Annotated in this window: 25 protein-coding genes; 13 read left to right on the top strand and 12 right to left on the bottom strand. The window is 61.3% G+C overall.

Translation table 11 applies throughout. The features are described 5' to 3' along the window. Window positions 1-4: 4 nt before the first annotated feature. The 3 genes from FHS89_RS04750 to FHS89_RS04740 are packed head-to-tail and all read right to left on the bottom strand — an operon-like array spanning window position 5 to window position 2,369. Complete coding sequence (locus tag FHS89_RS04750) at window positions 5-1,141, bottom strand: ABC transporter permease (protein ID WP_184009040.1); 1,137 nt, start codon at window positions 1,139-1,141, stop codon at window positions 5-7. Next, a complete protein-coding gene (locus FHS89_RS04745) occupies window positions 1,138-1,815 on the bottom strand; it encodes an ABC transporter ATP-binding protein (protein WP_246413578.1) in 678 nt (225 codons plus the stop codon). The genes FHS89_RS04750 and FHS89_RS04745 overlap by 4 nt, the downstream gene beginning before the upstream one ends. Beyond that, window positions 1,812-2,369 (bottom strand): hypothetical protein, encoded by a 558-nt coding sequence (locus tag FHS89_RS04740; RefSeq protein ID WP_184009038.1) that lies wholly within the window; start codon window positions 2,367-2,369, stop codon window positions 1,812-1,814. The genes FHS89_RS04745 and FHS89_RS04740 overlap by 4 nt, the downstream gene beginning before the upstream one ends. A gap of 64 nt (window positions 2,370-2,433) precedes the next feature. On the opposite strand from FHS89_RS04740, the gene FHS89_RS04735 reads away from it, so the two are divergent. Both FHS89_RS04735 and FHS89_RS04730 read left to right on the top strand, forming a co-directional pair. After that, a complete protein-coding gene (locus FHS89_RS04735; RefSeq protein ID WP_184009036.1) occupies window positions 2,434-2,901 on the top strand; it encodes an MOSC domain-containing protein in 468 nt (155 codons plus the stop codon). A 251-nt stretch (window positions 2,902-3,152) separates the two neighbouring features. Continuing rightward, window positions 3,153-3,779: a hypothetical protein gene (locus FHS89_RS04730; RefSeq protein ID WP_184009033.1), complete on the top strand. Its 627-nt coding sequence runs from the start codon at window positions 3,153-3,155 to the stop codon at window positions 3,777-3,779. 128 nt (window positions 3,780-3,907) lie between these two features. Here FHS89_RS04730 and FHS89_RS04725 read toward each other — a convergent pair whose 3' ends face one another. Together FHS89_RS04725 and FHS89_RS04720 are read right to left on the bottom strand one after the other, a co-directional pair. Continuing rightward, window positions 3,908-4,300, bottom strand: coding sequence for a hypothetical protein (locus FHS89_RS04725; RefSeq protein ID WP_221229259.1), 393 nt, complete (start codon window positions 4,298-4,300; stop codon window positions 3,908-3,910). An 8-nt stretch (window positions 4,301-4,308) separates the two neighbouring features. Further along, window positions 4,309-5,511: a pyridoxal phosphate-dependent aminotransferase gene (locus FHS89_RS04720; protein ID WP_184009031.1), complete on the bottom strand. Its 1,203-nt coding sequence runs from the start codon at window positions 5,509-5,511 to the stop codon at window positions 4,309-4,311. Between the two features lie 1,217 nt (window positions 5,512-6,728). On the opposite strand from FHS89_RS04720, the gene FHS89_RS04715 reads away from it, so the two are divergent. The 4 genes from FHS89_RS04715 to FHS89_RS04700 all read left to right on the top strand — a co-directional run bounded on the left by FHS89_RS04715 (window position 6,729) and on the right by FHS89_RS04700 (window position 8,950). Beyond that, window positions 6,729-7,103, top strand: a complete 375-nt coding sequence (locus FHS89_RS04715) for a helix-turn-helix domain-containing protein (protein WP_184009029.1) — start codon at window positions 6,729-6,731, stop codon at window positions 7,101-7,103. A gap of 90 nt (window positions 7,104-7,193) precedes the next feature. Continuing rightward, window positions 7,194-8,111 carry an ROK family protein gene (locus tag FHS89_RS04710; RefSeq protein ID WP_184009027.1) on the top strand — a complete coding sequence of 306 codons (918 nt, stop codon included), beginning with the start codon at window positions 7,194-7,196 and terminating at the stop codon, window positions 8,109-8,111. 1 nt (window position 8,112) lies between these two features. Then, window positions 8,113-8,388: a succinate dehydrogenase assembly factor 2 gene (locus FHS89_RS04705; protein ID WP_184009025.1), complete on the top strand. Its 276-nt coding sequence runs from the start codon at window positions 8,113-8,115 to the stop codon at window positions 8,386-8,388. Between the two features lie 58 nt (window positions 8,389-8,446). Beyond that, complete coding sequence (locus tag FHS89_RS04700) at window positions 8,447-8,950, top strand: MarR family winged helix-turn-helix transcriptional regulator (RefSeq protein ID WP_184009023.1); 504 nt, start codon at window positions 8,447-8,449, stop codon at window positions 8,948-8,950. Here FHS89_RS04700 and FHS89_RS04695 read toward each other — a convergent pair. Next, window positions 8,944-9,750, bottom strand: a complete 807-nt coding sequence (locus tag FHS89_RS04695; RefSeq protein WP_343051339.1) for a DUF1295 domain-containing protein — start codon at window positions 9,748-9,750, stop codon at window positions 8,944-8,946. The two genes, FHS89_RS04700 and FHS89_RS04695, sit on opposite strands and share 7 nt — an antisense overlap. A gap of 319 nt (window positions 9,751-10,069) precedes the next feature. On the opposite strand from FHS89_RS04695, the gene FHS89_RS04690 reads away from it, so the two are divergent. The 6 genes from FHS89_RS04690 (at window position 10,070) to FHS89_RS04665 (ending at window position 15,550) form a co-directional block, all read left to right on the top strand. Beyond that, entirely contained in the window at window positions 10,070-11,185 is a 1,116-nt protein-coding gene (locus FHS89_RS04690) for a helix-turn-helix domain-containing protein (protein ID WP_184009020.1), read from the top strand. A gap of 90 nt (window positions 11,186-11,275) precedes the next feature. After that, window positions 11,276-12,400: a flavodoxin-dependent (E)-4-hydroxy-3-methylbut-2-enyl-diphosphate synthase gene (gene ispG / locus FHS89_RS04685; protein WP_184009018.1), complete on the top strand. Its 1,125-nt coding sequence runs from the start codon at window positions 11,276-11,278 to the stop codon at window positions 12,398-12,400. A 3-nt stretch (window positions 12,401-12,403) separates the two neighbouring features. Beyond that, on the top strand, window positions 12,404-12,907 hold the full coding sequence (locus tag FHS89_RS04680; RefSeq protein WP_184009016.1) for a DUF1499 domain-containing protein: 504 nt from the start codon (window positions 12,404-12,406) through the stop codon (window positions 12,905-12,907). Between the two features lie 27 nt (window positions 12,908-12,934). Then, window positions 12,935-13,990 (top strand): peptide chain release factor 1, encoded by a 1,056-nt coding sequence (gene prfA / locus FHS89_RS04675; protein WP_184009014.1) that lies wholly within the window; start codon window positions 12,935-12,937, stop codon window positions 13,988-13,990. Further along, a complete protein-coding gene (gene prmC / locus FHS89_RS04670; protein WP_184009011.1) occupies window positions 13,987-14,823 on the top strand; it encodes a peptide chain release factor N(5)-glutamine methyltransferase in 837 nt (278 codons plus the stop codon). Before prfA ends, prmC begins: the two co-directional genes overlap by 4 nt. Window positions 14,824-15,031: 208 nt before the next feature. After that, window positions 15,032-15,550, top strand: coding sequence for a DUF4167 domain-containing protein (locus tag FHS89_RS04665; RefSeq protein ID WP_184009010.1), 519 nt, complete (start codon window positions 15,032-15,034; stop codon window positions 15,548-15,550). A gap of 6 nt (window positions 15,551-15,556) precedes the next feature. Here FHS89_RS04665 and rsmA read toward each other — a convergent pair whose 3' ends face one another. The 6 genes from rsmA to lptF are packed head-to-tail and all read right to left on the bottom strand — an operon-like array spanning window position 15,557 to window position 22,952. Further along, entirely contained in the window at window positions 15,557-16,396 is an 840-nt protein-coding gene (gene rsmA, locus FHS89_RS04660) for a 16S rRNA (adenine(1518)-N(6)/adenine(1519)-N(6))-dimethyltransferase RsmA (protein WP_184009008.1), read from the bottom strand. Beyond that, window positions 16,393-17,370, bottom strand: coding sequence for a 4-hydroxythreonine-4-phosphate dehydrogenase PdxA (gene pdxA / locus FHS89_RS04655; RefSeq protein ID WP_184009137.1), 978 nt, complete (start codon window positions 17,368-17,370; stop codon window positions 16,393-16,395). The genes rsmA and pdxA overlap by 4 nt, the downstream gene beginning before the upstream one ends. Further along, a complete protein-coding gene (locus tag FHS89_RS04650) occupies window positions 17,367-18,563 on the bottom strand; it encodes a peptidylprolyl isomerase (RefSeq protein ID WP_184009005.1) in 1,197 nt (398 codons plus the stop codon). The genes pdxA and FHS89_RS04650 overlap by 4 nt, the downstream gene beginning before the upstream one ends. Window positions 18,564-18,592: 29 nt before the next feature. Next, entirely contained in the window at window positions 18,593-20,716 is a 2,124-nt protein-coding gene (locus FHS89_RS04645; RefSeq protein ID WP_184009003.1) for an LPS-assembly protein LptD, read from the bottom strand. After that, window positions 20,716-21,825, bottom strand: a complete 1,110-nt coding sequence (gene lptG, locus FHS89_RS04640; protein WP_184009001.1) for an LPS export ABC transporter permease LptG — start codon at window positions 21,823-21,825, stop codon at window positions 20,716-20,718. The genes FHS89_RS04645 and lptG overlap by 1 nt, the downstream gene beginning before the upstream one ends. Then, window positions 21,825-22,952 carry an LPS export ABC transporter permease LptF gene (gene lptF / locus FHS89_RS04635; protein WP_184008999.1) on the bottom strand — a complete coding sequence of 376 codons (1,128 nt, stop codon included), beginning with the start codon at window positions 22,950-22,952 and terminating at the stop codon, window positions 21,825-21,827. The genes lptG and lptF overlap by 1 nt, the downstream gene beginning before the upstream one ends. Window positions 22,953-23,074: 122 nt before the next feature. Between lptF and FHS89_RS04630 the strand changes: the two genes are divergently transcribed. Further along, window positions 23,075-24,556, top strand: coding sequence for a leucyl aminopeptidase (locus tag FHS89_RS04630; RefSeq protein ID WP_184008998.1), 1,482 nt, complete (start codon window positions 23,075-23,077; stop codon window positions 24,554-24,556).

Here is a 24,556-nt window from a genome sequence, read left to right as displayed (position 1 = left end):
GGTCTTACCTCGTTAGGAGTTGAACGGCATCACCGGAAAGATAGGGCTGGCTGATCCAGATGACAGCCCCCGCGAGCATCACCGCAGCCCCCCCCAAAAGCAGCGCCTCCGCCAGCAAAAGTTGCAGCGTCGCAAACCGCCCCGCGCCAAGGCGGAACGCGGTTTGCATCTCCCGCGCGCGCAGGCGGAACGTCAGATGCAGCGCCAGCACGACCGCGAGGGCCGCAGCGCCCCCCACGATCCGCACCACCCAATCAAGCACGTCCTTGATCGCGAACACCGTCTCGATCAGGCCGGACATCACCTCCTCCGGGTCCACGATTTGCGCCGGGCCGGAGGTGTCCAGATACCGCCCCTTGAGGATGGTGGAGGAGCGTTGATCCCATGGTTCTGCAATGATCGCGGTGATCGGATAGCTGCCCACATCACCGTGAAAATGGAAGCTGTCGATATTTTGTGGTGTGATTTCAGCGTATTGCAGGATGCCCGCGCTGGCACCGCCTTCGACATCCTCATGCCCATGACCGATCCCGGCCATCACCCATGTGGTTTTCACATCGACGAAAATCGCGGCGTCATCAGGCGTGCCGGTTGGGGCCAGCACGCCGACGACAGGCATCCGCAGCGGGTAGGAGCCCGCAATATCAAACAGGTTTTCGGGCGTGGACAGGATATGATCGCCCACGCTCAACCCCCGCTCCGCTGCGACCGCAGCTCCCAGCACCGCATCGCCCAAAACGGTCAGCCCGCGCCCGTCAGCGATGCGCAGCCCGCGCAGGTCGAAATAATCAAGGCTGGTCCCAATGATCGGTGCGCCCTCGGCATAGAACCGCTGGTAAAGCGGGATCGCGATGGCCAATCCGCTGTCCCAGACATCTTCGGACGCCTGGTAGGGCAGCGGATCGGGCTGGTCCTCCCCGAAATAAAGCGCGGACATCACCAGATCGAGCCGCGAGCCGCGCGCCCCGATCAAAAGCGGCGTCGCCTCGGCCCGCGCGCTCAGATCGGCCTCCGCTGCGTCCACCACGCGGCTGACCGTGACCGGCACCACCACGATCAATGCGATCGCCAGCACGAGGATCAGGCTGCGCCAGCGGTGGTGCCAGATATGCGCCCAAGCAAGAAACAGCGCGCCACTCATGCCGGGACCGCCGCGAAATCGTCGAAATTGATCACCCGGTCAAAGCGCGGCAAAAGCGCGTGATCATGGGTCACGGCCAGCAGGGTTGCGCCAGCGGCCTGCGCCTGCTCGAACAGGATATCAAGGATCAGATCCTTGTTCGCCGGATCAAGGTTCCCGGTCGCTTCATCGGCAAGGATCAATTTGGGCCGGGGCAGCAGCGCGCGGCATATCGCGACCCGCTGTTTTTCGCCCTGCGACAGGTTGGCCGGTTTGCGCCGCAGCTTCCCCTCCAACCCGACAGAAGCCGCGAGCGCCTCCGCCCGGTCGCGCACGTCGCGCGTGATGCTGAGCGCGTCGGTCAGACGGTAGGGATAAAGGATATTCTCCCGCGCGGACAAATACTCGACCAACTCGAAATCCTGAAAAACAAACCCGATGTTTCGCGCGCGAAACATTCGCCTTTGGCGGTCAGAGAGGGTCGTGACAGCAGTCTCCCCGATCCGAACGTGCCCGGCATCGGGATTAAGAATACCGGACAAGATATTGAGAAGGGTCGTTTTTCCGGCACCCGACGGCCCCACGACGGCAACCCGCTCCCCGGCCGGGATACTCAGATGCTCGATGGCCAGCGCGAAACTTTCGCCGCGCCTCAGGGCAAGCCCCGTCACCTCTATCATCGCGCGGTCGGTCATTCGGGCAACACGATCAATTCGCCCGCGCTCGGGTCGCGGCGCACGTCTTGCAGATCAAAGGCAGTGACGTGAAACCCGTCCTCGAACAGGGTCATGGTGATGTCAGCGGTATAGGCATTGCCGCGCACATGGGTGTGGGTGTCATGGCCCACACGCCCCAACACTTGCCAATCGGCGGCAAAGGTCACGGCGCGCGGGTCGGGCCATTCGGCGGACATGGATTGCAGCATCACGTCATGGACCTCTTGCACGGCGGCGTCGCGGGTGGTGAGCGCCTCGCGCCGTTGCAGATACAACTCCTCCAGCACGTCTCCCCGCGCGGCAGCGGCAAGCGCGTCATAGATAGCCGCCTCATCCTCGGCCTGAAAGGCGGTGTAGATTTGCACGAGCCGATCCTGAAGCAATAGGTCAGGGCGCAACCGGGCCTCCGCCACCTGCGCCTGTTCCGCGTCGGTCAATGGGGGTGGGGAGGCCGGGGCCAGCGCACTCCATGCGGCAAAGGCCACCCCTGCCAAAACGGCACTTCCCCCCAGAATTTTGATGATGGCGTTCACGTCATTCCCCGTCGTCTTACAAGGCATGGTATGCCGTGGGGCAGCGAGGGCAATGGGAGAGTTCATGGATTCGTTGAAAGAGGTCATGGAAAGGCACCACCAGCTGGGGCAGGTGGCATGGATCGGCCTGCGCCCGGCGCGGCTGGCGCCTGTTGTGACGGTGAACGAGGTGGCCGTGCGGCTCACAGGGTTGGAGGGCGATCACCGCGCACGACCCGGAAAGCGGGCGGTGACGCTGATCCAAGCAGAGCACCTGCCGGTGATCCGGGCGCTGTCGGGCTTTGACGCGGATTTCGCGGATCTGAGACGGAATTTCGCGGTGCGTGGGATCAATCTGTTGGCCCTGCGCGACCGGGAGGTGGAGATCGGCACGGCGCTGTTGCGCATCACGGGCATCTGCGCGCCCTGCACCCGGATGGAGCGGCTGATGGGACCGGGCGGATACAACGCAATGCGCGGCCATGGCGGCATGACGGCGGAGGTGCTGCGGGAGGGTGTTATTGGGATTGGCGATGCGGTGGGGGTGGATTAGCGGTGGGGGGGTGTTGACGCAAAATATGCGCTCCGTATTTCGCAAAGCAGTTTGTCTGCTTTTCCAGCCCGAATTGCCTTTGTGTGTGATGAGGGCACCGCCAGCCCGTGGGGCCGGCCTGGCGATGCCCGGCGTCTGCGGCTTGATGCCGGGCTGAATTCGCAAAACGAACTTTGCAGAATCGATGGTTTCTACCCAAAATTACAAACGAACAGAGTGCTACGATTATAATAAAAAATAGGAATAATAAATTGACAGATAATGGAGTTAAAAAAATTGAGAGTGATGCGCTATTCCACTTAATAATGATTAGAATTCATCTTGAATCAATAAATCGCAGTTTGTCAGCACAGAGAATGAGAGAAGGACCGTGGCTTTTACATTCCTGCAGGCAGCTGCAGCTTGATATTCGATTTATTGTTGAGGAGATCATGTTGCTTAGCGTTGCTGCTAACAAGCAGGCCGGTGAGCAAATCACCAAAGCTATTCGAAAAGAATACCGGGCTGGAAACATGGCAAAAAAGCTTTCTAGTATAAATTCAAATTATTTTCCAATTGCCATCTCTGTCGTCGAGACAGATGAAGTTGGCATAGATGGTCGTTTTGAACTCCGTGAAGGCGACCATCTGACGGCTGACCAGGCGGTCAGATTTTGGAGTAAAGCAGGGGACAATTTGCATGCTAAACCGGAAATAATGTCGGAGACAAGTGTTCGCGAATGGTTTGATCAGGCAATGATTTTTCTCAATCTAACTAAGAGTCTTTTCGAAGCTTTTGAAGTGGATGTGTCAGGGAAAGGTATGTGGATTGGTGGTCACTTAAATTATGGCGAGGCTAAAGGACCAGTACTCTTTCATGCAGCCGCGAGCAAAGAATAGATGAACTCGAATAAGTCAAACCAACCTTTACATCCGTTTAGGGCTGGCTATTATCGTTCAGGTTGCGATGACCGACGGCGGCAAATGCCAGCTTAATTGCTAGGGCACTAAAGTCATAAACTGGACCCTCACCCCTTCTCCTCAGTCTGCCGCACCTTTTTGCGCACGATCGTGCTGCGCAGGTCGTGCATCGCCATGAGGAGGGGGTTTCCGTAGCTTTCGATCTGGTCGGCGGTGGCGCGGGTCTGGGCCCATTGGGTGGCCCAGTTCATCTGGTCGATGAGCCGCTCCACATCCTCGACATCGCGCGCGTTCAACTGTTTGCGGCGCGCGATGAGCCATTTCTCGATCTCCGTCCGTTCGGCTGCGGTGATGATCGCGTCATTATGCGGCTTCACCTCGCCCGAGCGGATGTTGATCACGGCGATCTGGATCATCTCTAGCCGACGCTGACGGTTTTCCGTGTCGATGCGGAACACCATCGCGCCATTTTCGCGCGTGCGAAAGTAGAGATCATCCATCCCGAGTGTCACACCAGTTTGGCGCAGAAGCGCTGGATGCGGGTACACGCCTCTTTCAGGTTTTCATCCGATGTGGCGTAGGACACGCGGAAATTCGGGGACAGGCCAAAGGCCGCGCCGAACACCGCCGACACGCCCTCGGCCTCCAAAAGCTCCAGCGTGAAATCCTCGTCCGTCTTGATCAGCTTCCCCGACGGGGCGGTCTTGCCGATGCAGCCCGCGATGTTGGGATAGACATAGAACGCGCCCTCAGGCGTGGGGCAGGTGATGCCCTGCGCGTCATTGAGCATCGACACCACCAGATCGCGGCGGCGTTGGAACGCGACGCGGCTGGTGTCGATATAGTCCTGCGGGCCTTCGAGTGCGGCAAGGGCGGCCCATTGGCTGATTGAGGAGGGGTTGGAGGTGGATTGGCTCTGCACCTTGCGCATCGCGTTGATCAACTCCACCGGCCCCGCGGCATAGCCGATCCGCCAGCCGGTCATCGCATAGGCTTTGGACACGCCATTGCAGGTGAGCGTCCGGTCATAAAGGCCCGGCTCGACCTGCGCGGGGGTCACAAACTCAAACGGCGCATAGACGATATGCTCATACATATCATCGGTCATGACCCAGACATGCGGATGCTTCATCAGCACATCCGTCAGAGCCTTCAACTCATCGCGTGTGTAGCCCGCGCCGGTCGGATTGGAGGGGCTGTTGAAGATGAACCACTTGGTTTTGGGCGTGATCGCGGCGTCAAGCTGCTCTGCCGTGATCTTGAAGCCCGTCTCAAGCGGGGCCTCGATAAACCGTGGCTCACCGCCCGCGAGCAGGACCATATCGGGATAGGACACCCAATAGGGCGCGGGGATCAGCACCTCGTCGCCGGGGTTCAGGGTGGCCACAAGGGCATTATAGAGGATCTGCTTGCCGCCCGTGCCGACGCTGACCTGATTGGGTTTGTAGTCCAGATCATTGTCGCGCTTCATCTTGGCGCAGATCGCCTTTTTCAACTCGGGGATGCCGTCGGCGGGCGTGTATTTGGTTTTGCCCGCGTCCATCGCCGCCTTTGCCGCTTCCTTGATGTGATCAGGCGTGTCGAAATCCGGCTCCCCCGCGCCAAGGCCGATGATATCGCGGCCCTCGGCCTTCAACTCAGCGGCCTTCGTGGTCGCCGCGATGGTGGGGGAGGGTTTCACGCGGGAAAGGCTGTCGGCGAGAAAGGCCATGGATCGTCTCCGTTTGATATAGGGTCGCGTGTGTTTAGGCCGGGGCGCGCGCACGATCAAGCGGTGTGGAGGGGAGGCGATGCGATAGTTGCTTGTGGGGTGTTGTGGCAGCTAAGCGGGACATTTATGCCGTTCGCCGCGGCTGCGCAGACGGCAACTGTCTGACCTAAACGAACCATATCAAAGACGTAGGCGTTCCCTGCAGATCGTCGTGTGACATCAGTTATCCCCATTTAGACTTAACAGCCCTACAACAACAAAAACCCCAATGGAGATCAAAAGAAACCACCAGTTAGTCGCCCAGAATTTTATCCCTAATAAATCTCGAAACGTCATCCAGTCAAAATAAGAATTACGGAAACGTTTGGAAAAAAATCCCGCAAAAAATATTAGGAAGTAACAAACAAGTATAATCGTTATTATTTGCGAATTTGACAAATCTGTTCTCCTCATGTGTTCACAGGACACAGCACAGCCATACCAGAGATCCATTTCCATCGACCGGTGCAGGTCGTCGTCAAACCACTCAACCGGCCGAGACAAGTGATCAGATATCAGCGCTTAAGTAGGATTGACCAGAGGGGTCGAAAGCGCCGACAGAAGATGGACGATCTAGTAGCGGAGATTTCGCATTCCGAAACGGTCAAAGGGCAAGTCTCATCGCAGAATGTGCGCGGAAGCATCAGTTCCGGCAACTCAGCGATCCACGCAATTAGGGACGCGAGCAAACATTCATGTAGACTGCGTCATAGGTGGCTATGGGCTCAAAGCGGACCTTCGCTGCTGGCAGAGCGTCTCATGCAGGGCCTAAACCCGGGTATGCGGAAGAAGCAAGCCTTCGATGTCGGACCCCGCCCGGACCCAAGCCGCAGGCGCCGGGCATCGCCAGACCGGCCCCACGGGCTGGCGATTTGGTCGAGCCGGGCGCGCCGCACCAGCGGAAGATGTCTTGGCCGCCATAAATTGCATTAGAGTATCGGTCAGATTGCCATCCCCTGGTCCAGCGATGCCCTCATCACACAGAGGTACATTCTGGGCTGAACGCCGACCCAATCGCACCCTTTCGCTGCGATCAAAGCCAACGACTTCGCACCGGCAATACGGGATTTCACATTCCATCATGCGCTCCCAAACTATCATGTGTCGTTTTCCACGGTGTGACTCTCGTGATTGGCGTGTTAGCTAGCCTAAAGTCACGAAAAAGAGAGGAATGCGCCATGCACGCAGATGCCTATTTCGGAGAAGATATTGCCACATTCGGGGATCGGGTTGCCGCCGCGCGGGAAGCGGCGGGGCTGAGCCAAGCCCAGCTTGCCCGGCGGATGGGGATCAAGACGTCGACCATCGAATCGTGGGAGGAGGACCGGGCGGAGCCGCGCGCGAACAAGCTGCAAATGCTGTCGGGCCTGCTCAACGTCTCCATCATCTGGCTGATGAGCGGGCAGGGTGAGGGCGTCACGGTGATCGAATCCGACGAGATGGCCGATATCAGCGAGGTGTTGAGCGAATTGCGCACCATCCGCACCGACCAGCAGCGCCTGACCGAGCGGCTCGCCCGGCTCGAAAAACGGTTGCGCCTGCAACTGGGCTGATCCACACCCTTGCCATGGTGGCGGGGCGCGCGGTATGCGTGACCCAAACCAAAGCGCTTTGAACCATCAAGCGCGGGAGAGGGATACAAGATGCCAGTTGGTGTTGACTATGGCGGCACAAAGATTGAGGCCATCGTCCTGAGTGAGGCCGGTGAGGAGCTGGCGCGCAAACGCGTGCCGACGCCGCGCCATGATTATGACGGCTCTGTCGCCGCGATTGCGGGGCTGGTGCGCGCGGTCGAAGAGGAGGCAGGCGTTGCCCCCGGCCCGATCGGCGTTGGCATCCCCGGCGCGGTCGGCCCGGATGGGCGCGTGTTTAACGGCAACTCCACATGGCTGATCGGCAAACCGCTTGGCGCGGATTTGTCGGCGGTGCTGGACCGCAAGGTCACGGTCGTGAATGACGCCAACTGCTTTGTGCTGTCCGAAGCGATTGACGGGGCAGGGGCCGGCGCGCCGGTTGTGTTTGGGGCGATCCTTGGCACCGGCGTGGGGGGCGCGCTGGTCGTGAATGGGCGGATCGTCAACGGCAATAGCGGAATGGCGGGCGAATGGGGGCATTCGCCTCTTCCCATCGCGGACCCGGCAACGGAATTCCCCGGCCCGCGCTGTTTTTGCGGGCGGTATGGCTGTATCGAACAATGGGTCGCAGGCCCGGCTTTGGAGGCCGATTATGCCCGTGATTGCGGCCTGACCGAAGGGCAAGGACCGCGTGTGCCCGACATCGTGGAGCGCGCGATGCGCAATGAGCCACAGGCCGAAAACGCCCTGCGCCGCCACCGCGAACGGCTCGCGCGCTCACTGGCCACGGTGGTGAATGTGGTGGACCCTGATGTGATCGTGCTGGGGGGTGGGGTGTCAAACCTGCCCGGATTGGCGGCGGAACTGGCTGAGACAATGCGCCCCCATGTCTATTCCACCCAATCCAGTGTACGCATCCTTCCAGCGAAGTTTGGCGACAGTTCGGGTGTGCGTGGTGCCGCACGGGTCAGCCAATCCGAGGAGTGACATGGCTGAGACACGCGAGATTCGCCTCAAACGCCTGCGCATTCGCTGCTGGCGACGCGGCATGAAAGAGATGGACCTGATCCTTGGCGGATTTGCCGATCAGGGCATGGCCGATCTGGATGACGTGATGCTCGACGCGTTTGAAGCGATGCTGAGCGAGAATGATCAGGACCTTTATGTCTGGTTCAGCGGGCAACAGGCATTGCCCGACGATCACGCGATGATCATCCGGCATGTCCAATCGGTGCGGGCTGATCCGGGACTTTCCCAAGCTTAACGGTTTATTCGGAATTTGCGGCGATTGTGGCTCAAAATCATGAGAGCCGAGGCCGCAAATGAACCAGAACACCGCGATTGTGCCACCGCCCCAGACGGGTGGCGACCCCTTCACCGATTATGTGGAAACCATGTCCATGCTGGAGCGGCTGCACCGGCTGCTTCTGGATGTCATCAAGGACGAATTCGAGCGCCTTGGCATTCTGGACATCAACGCCGTGCAGGCGCTGCTTTTGTTCAATGTGGGCGACAGCGTGCTGACCGCGGGGGAATTGAAAACCCGTGGATATTATCAGGGCTCGAACGTCTCCTATAACCTGAAAAAGCTGGTAGAGGCAGGGTATATGCACCACCAGCGCTGTGACGTGGATCGCCGGGCCGTGCGCGTGAAACTGACGGAGCGGGGACAAGATATTCAGGCGCTCGTCAACGCCCTTTTCGAGCGGCACGCCATCGCCATTGCCGAGCGTGGGATGATTGGTGGCAACGGGCTTGCCGGGATCAATGCCGATATGAAGCGGCTGGAGCGATTTTGGGCAGAGCAGATCCGCTATATCTACTGACGCGGTTTGGCCGTGCCGACCCTGCCTGTGAGGCTCGACAGGCGGGGGAGGAGCGCTGGCACGCGCGCCTTGTAGGCCGCATAGTCCGGGCGCGTATCCGTCAACCGCTGATCAAGCACGGACACGCCCGAAATCCACATCAACAACGCGATCAGAAGGAGCGTGCAAACCGGCGCCCACCAGATGCCAGCATCGACCGCAATGGCGGCAATCCCCGCCCAGAACAGGATCTCTGCAGCGTAGCTAGGGTAGCGGACATGGCTGCGCAGACCAGTGGTCAACAGCTTTCCATGCGGATGGCTGCGCTTGAACAGATCAAGCTGGTAGTCCGAGCGCGCCTCGATCACCGCGCCAAGCACAGCCGCAATGGCACCGAATGCCGCCAAGGGACCAAGCGCATCACGCCCCATGACAACGGCTGCCACCGCGCCAGAGGCAAGGATGAACTGAATGACGCCCTGCAGCGTGAAAATGATAAAGAGGCTCTTCCACCAAAAGCCCGGTTCGCGCGCCGCGCGAATGTCCTGATAGCGCGGGTCTTCTTCCCCCTCGCGCAGGCGTCGTGCCCCCAACACGACGCCCAACCGCAGCCCCCAGATCGCCACAAGCCCCACAATCAATGGCCCCGCGCCCGTCAGGCTCGCCCCTGCCATCCACCAGGATGCGCCGATCACGGCGACAAAGCCCGGCCCCCACCAGAAATCCACGATGGACGTGTCACGGCGCAGGATGCTGACAGGCCAAAGCAGCCAAAAGCCAATCATCCCAATGAGAAATGCGGTGGTAAAGATGTCAAACACGCTCAAAAGACGCTCCAAACTGATTCTCGTGGCGCCCTACGTGGCCCCGTCTGAGAGTGTTACGCGAAGGCTGCCGCCTTGGATCGGTCGGTTTCGGCAGTTTTTCGCCGCGACTTTGCCACGAAACTTAACGTAAGAACCATAAACCGCTCATTTCTTTGCCACATTTGCTGTGTTAATGTTGATTTGACAGCGGTTTGGGGTTTGACTGTTGGCAAGGCACGCGAAAGTGCCACGCAGGCAGGTACATATCGGGGCAAATTTAGTGGAACATGTGAGGCCCACATCCCTTTCAGGGTTTGATTCCTTTAGCATCTCGTTGGGTGATCACCTGCGGGGTGAACGGGCGACGATGGGCAAATCCCTGCTGGATGTGCAGCGCGAATTGCGGATCAAGGCCGCCTATATCGCCGCCATTGAGAATGCCGATCTGACTGTGTTTCCCAATCATGGGTTTGTGGCGGGCTATGTCCGCTCCTATGCGCGCTATCTTGGGCTGGATGCCGAAGAAGTGTTCGCGCGGTTCTGCGCGGAAAGCGGCTTTAAAGGCATTAATGCCGATATGAAGAGCAAGCCCGCGCGGGGCACCAGCGTTTTGCGTCCGGCGCAGGATCTGGCGAATGATCCGCTAGGGCGCGCGCGCCCGGTGGTTGCCTCTGGTCCGAGCTTGAACCTTGGTGCGTCGCTGTCGGGGCTTGGCTCGCTCGCGCTCCTATTGGCGGTGATCGGCGGCATTGGCTATGGCGGCTATGCGGTGTTGCAGGAATTGCAGCGGGTGGAGATAGCACCCGTCGCACAAACCCCAAATGTGGATGATTTGAGCGCGGAGGGGTTTGCCTCCTCCGGTGCATTGACCGCAGCCGAAGAGGAAATGCCCTTTACCGAGCGGGCGAGCGCGCTTGAGGCTCTTTATGCGCCGCGCCCGGCAGAACCGATGCCCCTGATCGCGCCGCGCGATGGGCCGATTGGCACGATTGACCCGGATTCTGTTGGCACCTTTGTGCGCGCAACCCGGATGGCCCCGGCGCCTGAGGAAACCAATCGCGTCGATGAAACCGTTGCCGCCGCAGAGGCGGAACCGGTCATCGCCCCCGTGCCCGAAGGCCCGCCTGCCGTGTCCGTTGTCGCAACCGACCGCGCATGGATCCGGGTCACGCTGGCCGATGGCACCTCCGTTTTCGAGAAAATTCTGGAGCCGGGAGAGGTCTATACCCTGCCGGATGGGATGGATGGCCCGCAATTGCGCGCCGGGAACTCCGGGTCGGTCTATCTGCGGGTGGGCGACAACCTGTTCGGGCCGTTGGGCACCGGGACGCGGGTCGCGAAGGATGTGTCGCTCGTCGCTGACGATATCCGCCTCAATTGGGACGAGACCGAGGCCGCGCTGATCCCCGCACTTGATCAGCCCGTGACGGCGCAGGTCGCGCAGGAATAACCTTTCGGAAAATCTGTCCGGTTTGGGTGACAATCCGCCCGTGCTCCCCTATCTTCATCGCCAAGTGACGCTGAGCAGAACGGGCCCCCCATGCATAACCACATCCGCCCCTGGAAAAATATCGACCGCCGCGTGTCCCGCCAGATCCGGGTGGGCAATGTGCTGGTGGGTGGGGACGCGCCGATTAGCGTGCAGACCATGACCAACACGCTCACCACGGATGTGAAGGGCACGATTGCGCAGGTGCAGGCCTGTGCCGATGTCGGCGCGGATATCGTACGCGTCTCCGTCCCAGATGAAGCCTCCGCCAAGGCGCTGAAAGAGATCGTCAAGGAAAGCCCTGTGCCCATCGTGGCCGACATCCATTTCCACTACAAACGCGGGATTGAGGCGGCAGAGGCGGGGGCTGCCTGCCTGCGGATCAATCCGGGCAATATCGGCAGCCCCGAGCGCGTGCGGGAGGTCATTCAGGCCGCGCGGGACAATGACTGCTCCATGCGGATCGGCGTGAATGCCGGCAGTCTGGAAAAGCATCTCTTGGAAAAATACGGGGAGCCATGCCCCGAAGCGATGGTCGAAAGCGCGCTTGATCACATTCGCATCCTTGAGGACCATGATTTCCACGAATTCAAAGTGTCGGTGAAAGCGTCCGACGTGTTCCTGTCGGCGGCAGCCTATCATGCGCTGGCCGACGCGACGGACGCGCCCTTGCACCTTGGCATCACGGAGGCGGGGGGCCATTTCTCCGGCACGGTCAAGAGTGCGATTGGGCTTGGCAATCTGCTTTGGGCCGGGATCGGGGATACGATCCGGGTGAGCCTGTCTGCTGATCCAACGGAGGAGATCAAGGCGGGCTTTGAGATGCTCAAATCCCTTGGCCTGCGGCATCGGGGTGTGAACATCATTTCCTGCCCCTCCTGCGCGCGGCAAGGGTTTGACGTGATCGCGACCGTGGCGGAACTGGAAAAGCGGCTTGAGCATATCAAGACGCCGATGAGCCTTTCCATCATCGGCTGCGTGGTCAATGGCCCCGGTGAGGCGCTGATGACCGATGTGGGCTTTACCGGCGGCGGCAACGGGGCGGGGATGGTGTATCTTGCGGGCAAGCAGGACCATAAACAGGGGAATGAGGGCATGATCGACCATATCGTCGAGCTTGTGGAAAAGCGTGCTGCCCAGATTGACGCGGACCTTGCCGCGCAGGCTGCTGAATAGGCCATGCGCGTGTTGTTTATGCTCATCGCGTTTCTGATCGTAGCCGCCGTGATTGGCGGTGTGGTGATGGTGCGCACGGCGACGGATGACGCGACCGTGTGGCACGTCAACCCGTTGGAAGCACCGACCCCCGCGACGCCCAACAGTTTTCGCGTGGTCCCCGTGCTGGGCGGTCAGCCGCAAAGTGCTGAACGGGTGGATATGGAGGCACCGATCTACGCCGCCAATCCCGCGATCATCGCGCTGGCGCTGGACGAATTTGCGCTGCGCCAGCCCCGGACAGAGCGGATCGCAGGCACGCCCGAAAGCGGCTGGATGACCTATGTGCAGCGCTCCGATCTGATGCGGTATCCCGATTATGTCAGCGTCATGATTTTTGAGTTGGAGGACGGGAATTCGACGATTGCACTGTTTTCCCGCTCCCGTTTCGGTCATGGCGATATGGGGGTGAACGGGGATCGGATGCGGCGCTGGCTCGGCACGCTCTCCTCGTTTGAGGTGCAGTGACATGGATCAACGGATCCCGATAGCCCAATGATCCCAAACGATAAAATCGAAGAAATCCTCGCCCGGTTCGCATATCTTGAGGCGAAGATGGCCGATGGGATCAGCGCCGAAGAGATGGTGGCTCTCAGCCGTGAATACGCCAATTTGCGCCCCGTGGCCGAGCAGGCAGAGGCGTGGAAACAGCTCACCAGCGATATCGAGGGGGCGGAGGCCATGCTGTCTGACCCGGAAATGCGTGATCTGGCCGAAGAAGAATTGCGCACGTTGCGCGCGCAACGGCCAGACGCGGAACGGGCCATGCAATTGGCGCTGCTTCCGCGGGACGAGGCCGATGACCGCCCCGCGATCCTTGAGATCAGGGCAGGCACCGGCGGCGATGAGGCCGCACTGTTCGCGGGCGATCTGCACCGGATGTATCTGCGCTTCGCTGAAACGCGCGGCTGGAAAACCGAAATCGTGTCGGAGGCGCTGACAGAGCTGGGCGGCGTGCGCGAATTGGTGCTGTCGATCAAGGGAGAGGGCGTGTTTCGCGCGCTCAAGTTTGAAAGCGGTGTGCACCGGGTCCAGCGTGTGCCCGTGACCGAATCCGGCGGGCGCATCCACACATCTGCGGCCACCGTCGCCGTGTTGCCAGAGGCGGATGCCGTCGATGTGGAGATTCGCAACGAGGATATTCGGATCGACACGATGCGTGCCTCGGGGGCCGGGGGGCAGCATGTCAACACCACCGATTCCGCCGTGCGGATCACCCATTTGCCGACCGGGATCGTCGTCACCAGTGCCGAGAAATCCCAGCATGTGAACCGCGAAAAAGCGATGAACGTGCTGCGCACCCGGCTGTATGACATGAAGCGACAGGAAAGCGACGCGGCCCGGTCCGAGGCACGCAAGGGGCAGGTCGGCTCAGGCGACAGGTCCGAACGCATCCGCACCTATAATTTTCCGCAAGGGCGGCTGACCGATCATCGGATCAACCTGACGCTCTATAAGCTCGATCAGGTGATGAATGGCGACCTGACGGAGATTGTCGAAGCGCTCGCCGCCGCTGATCAGGCCGATAAGCTCGCGCAGATGGGCGCATGACGCGGGCAGAGGCGCTGGCGCAAGCCGCAGGGCTTTTGCGGGCAGCAGGGATAGCCGATCCGCAGCGTGATGCCGCGGTGTTGCTGGGGGAGGTGTTCGGCGGGCCGATGGAATTGCGCGCCCGGCCAGAGGCCCCGATGACCACGCCTGAGCAGGCCCGGTATGACGCGATGATCGCCGCGCGGGCAGAGCATCGCCCGGTGTCGCATATCCTCGGCTGGCGTGAATTCTATGGACGGCGGTTTCGCGTGACCCCGGATGTGCTGGACCCGCGCCCAGAGACAGAGGACCTCATCGCACTGGCGCTCACCCGTCCGGCGACGCGGATTTTGGACCTTGGCACCGGCAGCGGGGCCATTGCGGTCACGTTGCTTGCGGAATGGCCGCAGGCCACTGGGGTGGCCACGGATATCTCTGCCCCCGCATGTGCCGTGGCGCGGGAGAACGCGGCAGCGCATGACGTCGCTGGGCGGCTTGAGATCGCGGAAGGATCATGGTTTGCGCCAGTGACCGGGCAATATGACCTCATCCTGACGAACCCACCTTACATTGCCGCGCATGAGATGGCCGATTTGACCCGCGATGTGCGCGATTGGGAGCCGCATCTGGCGCTGACACCGGGGGGCGACGGGCTTGCCGCCTATCGCGCGATCGCTGCTGATCTGGCGCGATTTCTGGCGCCGGGGGGCCGGGCTCTGTTTGAGATTGGCTATACGCAAGGGGCTGATGTTATGGCGATTCTGCGGGAGGCGGGCTTCGGGGAGGTTTCACTTCACTACGATTTGGGAGGACAGCCCCGAATTGTTGCCGTAGAGCATCGGAATCCCGCCTAAATCCTAGGATGTTTCGGTTTTTGCTATTGTACCCTTAACGATTGGCGCGGTAAGTTAACCTATCTTTGGCGACCTACTGATCGGTCCCTCAGGTAAATCGCAGCAAAAAATAGGCGATACTCCGGCAGAGCTTCTGCCATTCATGCAACATAACAGGTTCGCAGCGTTTGCCCCGTGGCAACCTCGTGCGCGAAGACACTGACACGACATGAGATCACCCAACAAAAACCGTAACCGCAATAAGAACAACAACAACCGCAACAAGACCGTGGGGAATGTTGTTAACCGTGTGTTTGACAGCGCCGGCCCGGAAGGGAAGGTGCGGGGGACGCCGCAGCAGGTTATCGAGAAATACCAATCGCTTGCCCGCGATGCGCAGCTTTCGAGCGACCGTGTGGCCGCCGAAAACTTTCTCCAGCACGCAGAGCATTATGTGCGGATGCTGGCGGAGGCGAACGCCCAGCTAGAGGCGCAGAATGCCGCGCGCCGCGAACAGCAGGAGCGGGAGGCAGAGGCGCGCGCCGCTGAGGCCGCCAAGCGGGGCGAGGACGAAACCGCAGCACCCGCGGAGGAAGCCCGGACAGAGGCCGCGTCCGATCTGGTGGACACACCAGAAGAGCAGCAGCAGCCCAAACGGCCCCGTCAACGCTCCCGCCGCAATGGCCCGAAAAAGGTTGAAGCAGAGGGTGCGGATGAGCAGCCCGCCGCGCAACCCGCCGCCGAATAACTCTGATCAGCCCTTGCGCGCCGCGTCCAATGCGCGCGCGAGGGCGCAGAACGCTTCCAGCGACACACGCTCCGCCCGCTCTGTGGGGGCGATGCCGACGCTTTGCAGCAACTCTTCCATATCGGGATGCAGGCTTTTGAGGCTTGAGCGCAGCATTTTGCGGCGCTGGTTGAAGCCTGCCGCCGTGATCTGGCTCAGCGTGCGGGGATTGGCCGGAAAGCGCGGCTCAGGCAGGCGGGCCAGATGCACCACGCTCGACGTCACTTTCGGCGGTGGAGTGAAGGCCGAAGGCGGCAGGTCAAACACCCGGCGCGCCTCACATGTCCATTGCGCAAGGATCGCGAGCCGCCCATAGGCGCTGGTGCCGGGCTGCGCGATAATGCGGTCAGCGACCTCCTTTTGGAACATCAGTGTCAGCGTGTCCCAGAAGGGTGGTCCTTCGATCCAGCGGACAAGCAGTTCCGTCCCGACATTATAGGGCAGGTTCGCCACGATGCGGACCGGGCTGATCAGATGCGGGCCAAGGTCGGTTTTGAGCGCGTCGCCCTCGATCACCTCAAGCCTGCCGGGGTAATGGGCGGCAACCTCGGTCAAGGCAGGCAGGCAGCGCGGATCGCGCTCCACCGCGACGACCTTGCGCGCGCCCTCCATCAACAGGGCGCGGGTCAGGCCACCGGGGCCGGGGCCGACCTCCAGCACGTCATGGGTGCTCAAATCGCCCGCCGCGCGCGCGATCTTGGATGTGAGGTTCAGATCAAGCAGGAAATTCTGCCCCAGCGCCTTTTTCGCGGACAAATCATGGCGTGCGATCACATCACGCAGCGGGGGCAGACCATCAAGGCTCATGGCCAGCGCGCCTGTGCCATGTCGCCCGCCATCGCGATTGCGGCCATCAGGCTGCGCGGATCGGCAATCCCCTTGCCCGCAATGTCATAAGCGGTGCCATGATCGGGGGAGGTGCGGATGATCGGCAGGCCAAGGGTCACGTTCACCCCATCCTCGAAATTCAGCGTCTTGATCGGGATCAGCGCCTGATCGTGATACATGCAGACAGCCACGTCATAGCCCGCGCGCGCCCGTGCATGAAACATCGTATCGGCGGGCAGGGGGCCGGAAAGGGTCATGCCCTCCGCCCTTAGCCTGTCGAGCACGGGGGCGATCAGCATGGCATCCTCATGCCCCATCGCGCCGCCTTCCCCCGCATGGGGGTTCAGCCCCGCCACTGCGATACGCGGGGAGGAAAGGCCCAGATCCCGCGCCAGCCCGGTAGCGGTGACGCGGATGGTCTCCTCCAGCAGGTCTGCCGTCAATGCGCGCGGCACGTCGCTGAGCGGGATATGGATCGTGACGGGGACAACCCGTAAGTCTGGCCCGGCAAGCATCATCACCGGGCGTGCGGCCCCGGTCAGATGCGCCAGAAACTCGGTATGACCGGGAAAGGCGAAGGCCGCGCCGTCCTTCAACACCTTCTTGTTGATCGGATTGGTGACAAGTGCTGCGGCGTCGCCGTTCTGACAGGCGGTCACGGCGGCTTCGATCCAGGCGATGGTGGCAGCGGCATTCGCCAGATCGGGGGTGCCGGGCAGGGCGGGGGCCGGTAGGGGAATGTCGATCACCGGAAGGGCATGTGGGAAGGTCGCGGCGGCCTCCGCCACATTGGCCACGGCTGCGATCGGCACATCTTCGGGCGCGAAGGAGCGCAGCAGGGCTGCGCAGCCAAACACCGCAAAAGGATGCCCCTGCGCGCGCCACGCGGCGAGCGTCAGTTCCGGGCCGATGCCGCTTGGATCACCAAGGGTGAGGGCAAGCGGGAGCATCAGCGCCGCTCGATCAGCGCGTCCCGCCGCAATTGCTGCATGTAGCCTTCGGCATAGCCCGTGACACGCTCCGAAAAGAGGCGGTCGCCGATGGCGTTGCGCTCCTCTGCGGTGACGTCAACATCCCGCTCGCAGAGCAACACCAGACGGCTGCCGCCCTGCTGCACCGGGATCGGCTGGGAGGCGATGCCGGGCGTCAGTTGCGACAGCACGTTAAAAAGATCGCCTTGCACCTGATCGAGCGTGGTTGGGCCAACGATTGTCTGATCCTGCGCGCCGGGCAGGCCAGCGGCCACGGCATCACAGCTGGTGGCTGCAGCACGTGCGGCGCGGGCGCGGTCGGTGGCACCGTCCCCGGTGAAAGACGCAATCGCGTAGCGCAGCGACACGCGGGCGGCGTCACGGCTGGGGACTTCGCGGTCGCCAATCAGCTTGAGAAGGCTCACGCCCCGGGTGATCGGGATCGGCTGGGACACTTCGCCGACATCCAGAATGGAGATTTGCTGCTGCATCCGGGGGGGCAGGTTTTCGGGCCGCTGCCAGCCAAGATCACCGCCCTGAGCGGCGGTTGGCGTGCGGGAATATTCGCGCGCGGCTGCGGCGAAATCGCCCCCTTGGCTGAGTTCGGTGTAAAGGCGGCGGATCAGGGCCACGCTTTCTTCCTCCCCCCGTTCAAAGATCGGGAACGCCAGTTCGGCAAGGCGGACTTCGCGTGCGGGTTCGGTCGCGGCAAGGATAATGGCGTCATCCACCTCCCCATCCGAGGGGCGCGCGCGCCCACTGAACCGGCGGCGCATGGATTCCTGCCACAAAAGCTGCGCTTCAACGAGGCGCAACAGGCTGCGCGGGTCGAGATTGGCGTTGCGGATCGCGCCGATCAATTCCTCGGGGCTTGCCCCGCGCTGCGCGGCGAAGGACGCGAGGCCCTCTTCGATCAGTTGCTCATTCGCGGCGATGCCCTGACGGTCCGCCTCCCAGAGCATGAGCGCCTCTTCGATCAACTGGTCCTGCGCCGTCTCAAGGCTGTTTTGCCGCTCTCCCAGCAATTCAAGAATGCCCGCGCGCTGCGCCACGTCATAGTTGCTGATGACCCGGTCATTCACGATCACCGCAGGCGTAAAGCTGTCTTGCGCGAGGGCAGGCAGGGGGAATAGCCCAAGGATCATCACCGTCAGAAACAGCCGTATGCTCAACATTTTCTATCCCGCATCTTTTTGTTGTGTCGTCAGTTGCCCGCACGAGGCGTACAGGCCCCGCGCCGCCCGGCTCCTGCCATATCAGTCAGGCCCAGCAGGCGGAAGGAAAAACCAATCGTTGTCTGCGCGCCAGAGGTGGCGCTGGTCGTAAAATCACGCTCGCCCCGCAACAGCAATTCCAGACAATCCAGTTCATAGGTCAGGTTAATCTGGTTTTCGATATAGCTGCCGCTTTCGGTATTGCGTCGGGTGGCAAACGTGCCGCGCCAATTGTCAGAGAGCGGCAGCCCCGCGCTCAATGTCAATTCACCCCGATCCACCGGATCATCGGGTGAGCCTGATGCCTCCAGAAAAACAAAGCCGCCACTCAGCGTAATGTCGCCGATGGCATAGCTCGTATTGGTCTCAAACCGGGAGGCAACCAACGAATCGTCCACCAAAAGCCGCGTATCAATTCGAAAATTCCTGTTGTTGGTCAGGGAAAGCGAGGTGGCGAAATTGGACTGCGTCGTTGCAAGCCCGGTACCGGGGGACAACAGGTTGATCGGTTCAGAGCGCAGCACCTGCCCGATCGTTGCCGTTGTCGTCCACCCGTCAAAGCCGATGCGTTCATATTTCAGGCCATAGTCAAGGCGGCTTCCCGTCTCGAACCGGTCAAATCCGGGAAAACGGGAGCGGGCAAAAAGGTTGGTTTCGTCAAATTCGACGATGGAGCTGTCCTCATTCGGGATCGCATTGGAACGTACGTTTTTGCCCGCGACCACCACTTGGGCAATCGGCTCAATGATCTCGGTCGCGTTGTCGGTCACGCGGGACAGGGGCAACCGGGCCTCCACTCCGACAAGCGGGCGCCAGCGGACAACGGGCGAGTCGGGATAGGCCGCATCATCCCGGATGTCATAGATATCGACATTGGCCTCGGCAAACCCGGTCAACACCAGCCCATTGCCGAGGAATTCAGACTTTTCCCATTCAAGGCCCGTGGTGATGCGAGTGCTGTCGCGGCCCTGATCGCGGGTCGTGACCGTGGCGCTGTTGGTCCATGCGATCTGACCGCCAAAGGGGCCTGATCTGTCCACGATGCGGTAGTGTTCAATATCCGGCAGGACGACCGGCACGGTCGATTGCCGCTCTCCCACGCGTTGGGTGGTGGTATAGGTGCCGCGCGCCTGCCAATAGCTGTCATCCTGAAAGCTCTGGAAGGTGATCCGCGATTGCAGGCGGTCATTCACCGAATAGCCATATTCCTCAAGGAACCGCCGATCAGATACCAAACGGATGTCGCCAATCGCCTCGATCTCATCGGTAACCTGAATGGTGGAGGACGCGTTGAGAAACCATCCCATCCGTTCGGTCAGGATATCCTCGTCAATCGCCGCCGCGCCATCAAGGGTGAGCGAGGCCGCGTCGAAAAGCTGGCGATACTCGCCTTCGACGACAAGGCCGCGATTAGATGTGAGATAGGGTGTGATCGTGGCATCGCGCGTGGGATCAATCGCCCAGAAATAAGGCAGCTTGACTGCCGTGCCCCAATCCTCTGACAGCGGGAATTCCGGTGTGAGAAAGCCACTTGCCCGCTCGACCGACGGGTCGAAATGGCTGAAATAGGGGAAGTAGAACACCGGCACGCCGGCAAGATCGAAAATCGCGTCGTCATAATGGATGCGGTTCGCGGCCTCATCATGCACCACGCGGGCGGCGCGGAATTGCCAGATCGGCACGGGACGCTCCAGACACACCTCACAGGAGCTGGCCACCGTGCGCGACAGGACCGTGATGCCGCCTTCGCGCCGCTGGATGCTTGCGGTCGCAAGGGTCATCTGCCCATCGACGATCATGCGCGCGCCCTCAATCACGCCCTGTCGCAACTGGTCGTCAATGAGCGCCGATGTGCCCTGAAAGAGGGAGCCATCCGTATCCTGCAATGTCATCGGGCCGGGAATGGTCAGGGTGGCGGTTGTGTCGTCATAGATCAGCTTTTCGGTCTGGATGACGCGGCCTTCGCTGAAGATTTGCACCCGGCCTTCTGCCGTCAGGGTCGCGGCATCCCTGTCATAGGAAATCCGATCCGCCAGCAGCCCGACACGCTCCTGCGCCCAAGCGGGCAGGGCGATGGCCAAGGAAAGCCCCAGCGCGAGAAGTACCCGGCGCATCACCCATCCTCCAATATCAGCAAGAGGCCCGCGCCAAAAGACAGCGCCGCGACGGGCGGCACCCAGGCGGCAATCAGAATCGGGATCGCCCCGGAGGAGCCAAGCGCCTGCGTGACATCCGACAAAAAGAACAGCGCAAACCCAGTGGTGATACAGGCCAATACCATCTGCCCGGTATTGCCAAACCGGACATGGCGCATGGAGAAGGCCGCCCCGATCAGCACCACCGCCACAAACAGGAGCGGTTTGGCAAATTCGGTCTGGAGGTAAAGCCGGTGGCGCACCGCCGACAGGCCCGCCGATTCCATCGTCTCAATGAAATCCTGCAAATCCCAGAAAGACAGCGCGCGCGGGTCGGCGAAGCTCTCTACGATCCTCTCCGACGTGAGGTCGGTCGGGATCGCGAGGGCTTCGATCCGTTGTTGTTCGATGGAGGTCTGATCGTCGGGATCGGTCGTGATGTTCCAAACCACTGCGGTGGGTAGCACCCATGCCCCTTCGGACAATTCCGCATTCGGGCCTTCAATGCGGCGCGCCAGTGTGCCGTCATTGCGAAACTCAAAGAAGGTAACGCCGATCAATTGCGACCCATCGCCGTTGGTGCGCGCGGCATTGATCACCGTCTGGCCCGCGTCATTGGTTTGGCGCAACCACAGCCCATCGCCCGCCAGCGTCAAAAGCGTGTCGCTGCCGCTGAGGTATTTTACATCCAGCCGGTCATATTGCTTGAGTGCCGCGGCAGAGAGCGGGTTGTAGATCGTGAATGTGCCAAACCCGAGCAGGACCGCCAGCACCAAAGGCGCAAGCAGGATGCGCCAGACCGACACGCCCGCCGCGCGCAGCACCACCAACTCAGACGTGCGCGCAAACCGTAAAAACGCCACGAGAGAGCCGATCAGCAGCACGAATGTCAGCCCCTTGTTCAACACGCTCGGCGCATGCAAGAGCGCCATGGAGATCACCGGCACGTCGTCGCGCCCGCGCGCGGCAGCCTCCCGCGTGAGTTCCAGCAGATCACCCATCACAACGACGCAGAAGGTCGCGAAAAAGGTCACCATGACCGACATCAGGAACCGGCGCCCCAGATATGCCCAAAGTGTAAATGCCATCACACAGCCCCCGCCAAGGGCGCGCCACGCGTCCGCTTGCGCCCATCGGTCATGGCGAGGATGACAAAAGCGCCCAGAATGGCAAAGAGCGGTGGCGCATACATCAGCGGCACAAGCGACAGATCGGTCGCAGCCTGCGATTTCATCGACACGCCGGTGAGGCGCACGGCAATCACGATGATGATCGCGGCCCCCATACGCATCCCAAACCCGCGCCGCTTGAACCCACCGATCATCATGATGGCAAGGCCCAAAAGCGGCATCGCCAGCGCATAAAGGGGGGCGGACAGCTGGTCATGCCCCTCGACGATCAAGCTGCGGTAATAGCGGTCATCGCCGTTCCACAATGCCTCGGGTGGGTTCAACAGGGTGGTGAGGAAGAACTCCGACGAGCGGCGCGCGCGGCCTTCGGTGCTGTCCACAATGGAGCCAAGGTCATAGGCCAGCCGGTCGAAATCCAGCACGGAAAACGCGCTGGAGCCATCATCCCGCCGCTGGGTCGTGCCATCAAACATCACAAGCTGCGCATCATCCCCGTCACGGATCAGTTGCGCGGCCTGTGCAGTGTAGGTGATCTTTGTCCCAGCAACCCGCGTGTCATGGATGAAAATGCCCGACATCTCCCCCGACCGGGTGGCCTCCCGGATGAAGATCGTCACGCCGGAGCGCGCGGTGATGAACCGCCCGCCCTGAAGGATCGAATTGGTCAATTCCGCACGCAATTCCGCCGTGCGCTCCCGCAATTGGGTGGTGGCAAGCGGCGAGAGGTAGGCGGTCAGCATCAGCGTCGCCATCGCCACCAGCACGCCCAGCGTCAGGATCGGTGTCGCGAAAGACCGGTTGGCCCGCCCCGTGGCCATCATCACGACCATCTCACTTTCCGCATAAAGCCGGTTCACGGTGAACAGAGTGGCCGCGAACACCGCAATCGGCAGCACCACAGCGATCACGCCGGGAAACAGAAGGGCAGACAGTTCCAAAAACACCGCGCCGCTCTGGTTGTTGTTGACCACGATATCCACGATCCGCAGCGACTGCGTGAGCCATATAAGGCCGACGAACACGATGGTGAAAAATCCCATCGGGCCGAGCAGTTGCCAGAAGATATAGCGGTTCAGTCGGTTCAACGCGTGTCCTTCACGTGAGAGTTACTGTGCTATTGGCTGGGCGGACACTGGTCAAGGCGGGCCGGGCGTACTACCGTCCGGCCAACAGATGAATATCCCGTGACCGATAGGAGTTTTCCCCGATGACCGATCCCGTCCAAATCTCGTTCCATGAGCCGGACCTTGATGCCATTGCCACCACCCCCGGCCAGATCGCGGTGATCCTAGGCCCCGATGGCAGCATGGACCGTTTGGCGCGCCGGGTGAATCGCCTCACACGCGGCGCACTTGTCCGCCTGTCGGAGAGTGAGGGATGGGAAAAGATGGCGATCGGGTCCACCAAAACGCTCGCCTTCCCGCAAGGGGTCGCGGCGGAAAGCGTGATCGTGCTCAAGCTGGAAAAGCGCAGCGATGCGCTTGTCGCGCGCAAAGCAGGGGCCGCATTGGCCAAGGCGATGGATGGCACAGCGCTGCTGATCTGTGCCGGGGCGCATCCGCGCGCGCATGAACTGGCCTATGGTCTGGCCCTGCGCAGCTATTCCTTTGATGCCTACCGCACCGCGGAGGATGACGTGTCCCCTACGCGCAAGGTCTCCGTCATGGTCAGCAGGCCCGAGGTCGTGTCCGCAAAAACCACCGATCAGGCCGCCGCTGTGGAGGGCGTTTTCTTCGCCCGCGATCTGGTGTCGGAACCCGCGAATGTACTCACCACCAGCGATTTTGCGGCCCGTTTGGCAGCGATGCAGGAACTCGGGCTTGAGGTTGAAATCCTTGAGGAGGAGGAGTTGGAAAAGCTCGGGATGCGCACGCTTCTGGCGGTGGGCGAAGGCTCGGAAAGCCCGTCCAAGGTCGTCGTGATGCGCTGGAACGGGGGCGGTGATGAGGCGCCGCTCGCCTTGGTCGGTAAGGGCGTTGTGTTCGACACCGGCGGCATCTCCATCAAGCCTGCGGGCGGCATGGAAGAGATGACCATGGATATGGGCGGGGCGGCTGTTGTGTCCGGCGTGATGCGCACGATTGCCTTGCGCAAGGCAAAGGCGAATGTCGTGGGCCTTGTCGGGCTGGTGGAGAACATGCCTGATGGGCGCGCGCAACGCCCTGGCGATGTCGTGAAATCCATGAAGGGCGACACGGTGGAGGTGATCAACACCGATGCCGAAGGTCGCCTCGTGCTTGCAGATGTGCTGTGGTACGCGCAGGAGCGGTTCAACCCCTCCGGCGTCATTGATCTGGCGACCCTGACCGGGGCGATCATCATCGCCCTGGGGCATGAAAACGCGGGCGTTTTCTCCAATGATGACGATTTTGCCAAAACCCTCCTGAAAGCGGCGGAGGCAGAGGGCGAAGGCGCGTGGCGGATGCCGATGGGCCCGGCCTATGACCGCAAGCTGAAATCGCGGATCGCTGATATCGCGAATGTCGGCGGGCGTGACGGTGGCTCGATCACTGCGGCGCAATTCCTTCAGCGGTTCATCAAGGACGGCACGCCATGGGCGCATATCGACATTGCCGGTGTGGCCTATGTGAAGGGGGAGACGGATTTCTCCCCCAAGGGGGCGACAGGCTGGGGCGTGCGTGCGCTGGATCGGTTGATCGCGGATGCCTACGAGCCGTCGGAGGGCTGA

The organism is Rubricella aquisinus, from assembly GCF_014199445.1.
Taxonomy (GTDB): Bacteria; Pseudomonadota; Alphaproteobacteria; order Rhodobacterales; family Rhodobacteraceae; genus Rubricella; species Rubricella aquisinus.
This window is presented reverse-complemented; position numbering and strand designations above follow the sequence as displayed.

What these genes read in the sequence shown, in the direction of transcription:
- FHS89_RS04750 (WP_184009040.1), bottom strand. Translation starts at nt 1,141, where the DNA reads ATGAGTGGCGCGCTGTTTCTTGCTTGGGCGCATATCTGGCACCACCGC.
- FHS89_RS04745 (WP_246413578.1), bottom strand. Translation starts at nt 1,815, where the DNA reads ATGACCGACCGCGCGATGATAGAGGTGACGGGGCTTGCCCTGAGGCGC.
- FHS89_RS04735 (WP_184009036.1), top strand. Translation starts at nt 2,434, where the DNA reads ATGGATTCGTTGAAAGAGGTCATGGAAAGGCACCACCAGCTGGGGCAG.
- FHS89_RS04725 (WP_221229259.1), bottom strand. Translation starts at nt 4,300, where the DNA reads ATGGATGATCTCTACTTTCGCACGCGCGAAAATGGCGCGATGGTGTTC.
- FHS89_RS04720 (WP_184009031.1), bottom strand. Translation starts at nt 5,511, where the DNA reads ATGGCCTTTCTCGCCGACAGCCTTTCCCGCGTGAAACCCTCCCCCACC.
- FHS89_RS04715 (WP_184009029.1), top strand. Translation starts at nt 6,729, where the DNA reads ATGCACGCAGATGCCTATTTCGGAGAAGATATTGCCACATTCGGGGAT.
- FHS89_RS04710 (WP_184009027.1), top strand. Translation starts at nt 7,194, where the DNA reads ATGCCAGTTGGTGTTGACTATGGCGGCACAAAGATTGAGGCCATCGTC.
- FHS89_RS04705 (WP_184009025.1), top strand. Translation starts at nt 8,113, where the DNA reads ATGGCTGAGACACGCGAGATTCGCCTCAAACGCCTGCGCATTCGCTGC.
- FHS89_RS04700 (WP_184009023.1), top strand. Translation starts at nt 8,447, where the DNA reads ATGAACCAGAACACCGCGATTGTGCCACCGCCCCAGACGGGTGGCGAC.
- ispG (WP_184009018.1), top strand. Translation starts at nt 11,276, where the DNA reads ATGCATAACCACATCCGCCCCTGGAAAAATATCGACCGCCGCGTGTCC.
- FHS89_RS04680 (WP_184009016.1), top strand. Translation starts at nt 12,404, where the DNA reads ATGCGCGTGTTGTTTATGCTCATCGCGTTTCTGATCGTAGCCGCCGTG.
- prfA (WP_184009014.1), top strand. Translation starts at nt 12,935, where the DNA reads ATGATCCCAAACGATAAAATCGAAGAAATCCTCGCCCGGTTCGCATAT.
- prmC (WP_184009011.1), top strand. Translation starts at nt 13,987, where the DNA reads ATGACGCGGGCAGAGGCGCTGGCGCAAGCCGCAGGGCTTTTGCGGGCA.
- FHS89_RS04665 (WP_184009010.1), top strand. Translation starts at nt 15,032, where the DNA reads ATGAGATCACCCAACAAAAACCGTAACCGCAATAAGAACAACAACAAC.
- rsmA (WP_184009008.1), bottom strand. Translation starts at nt 16,396, where the DNA reads ATGAGCCTTGATGGTCTGCCCCCGCTGCGTGATGTGATCGCACGCCAT.
- FHS89_RS04650 (WP_184009005.1), bottom strand. Translation starts at nt 18,563, where the DNA reads ATGTTGAGCATACGGCTGTTTCTGACGGTGATGATCCTTGGGCTATTC.
- FHS89_RS04645 (WP_184009003.1), bottom strand. Translation starts at nt 20,716, where the DNA reads ATGCGCCGGGTACTTCTCGCGCTGGGGCTTTCCTTGGCCATCGCCCTG.
- lptG (WP_184009001.1), bottom strand. Translation starts at nt 21,825, where the DNA reads ATGGCATTTACACTTTGGGCATATCTGGGGCGCCGGTTCCTGATGTCG.
- FHS89_RS04630 (WP_184008998.1), top strand. Translation starts at nt 23,075, where the DNA reads ATGACCGATCCCGTCCAAATCTCGTTCCATGAGCCGGACCTTGATGCC.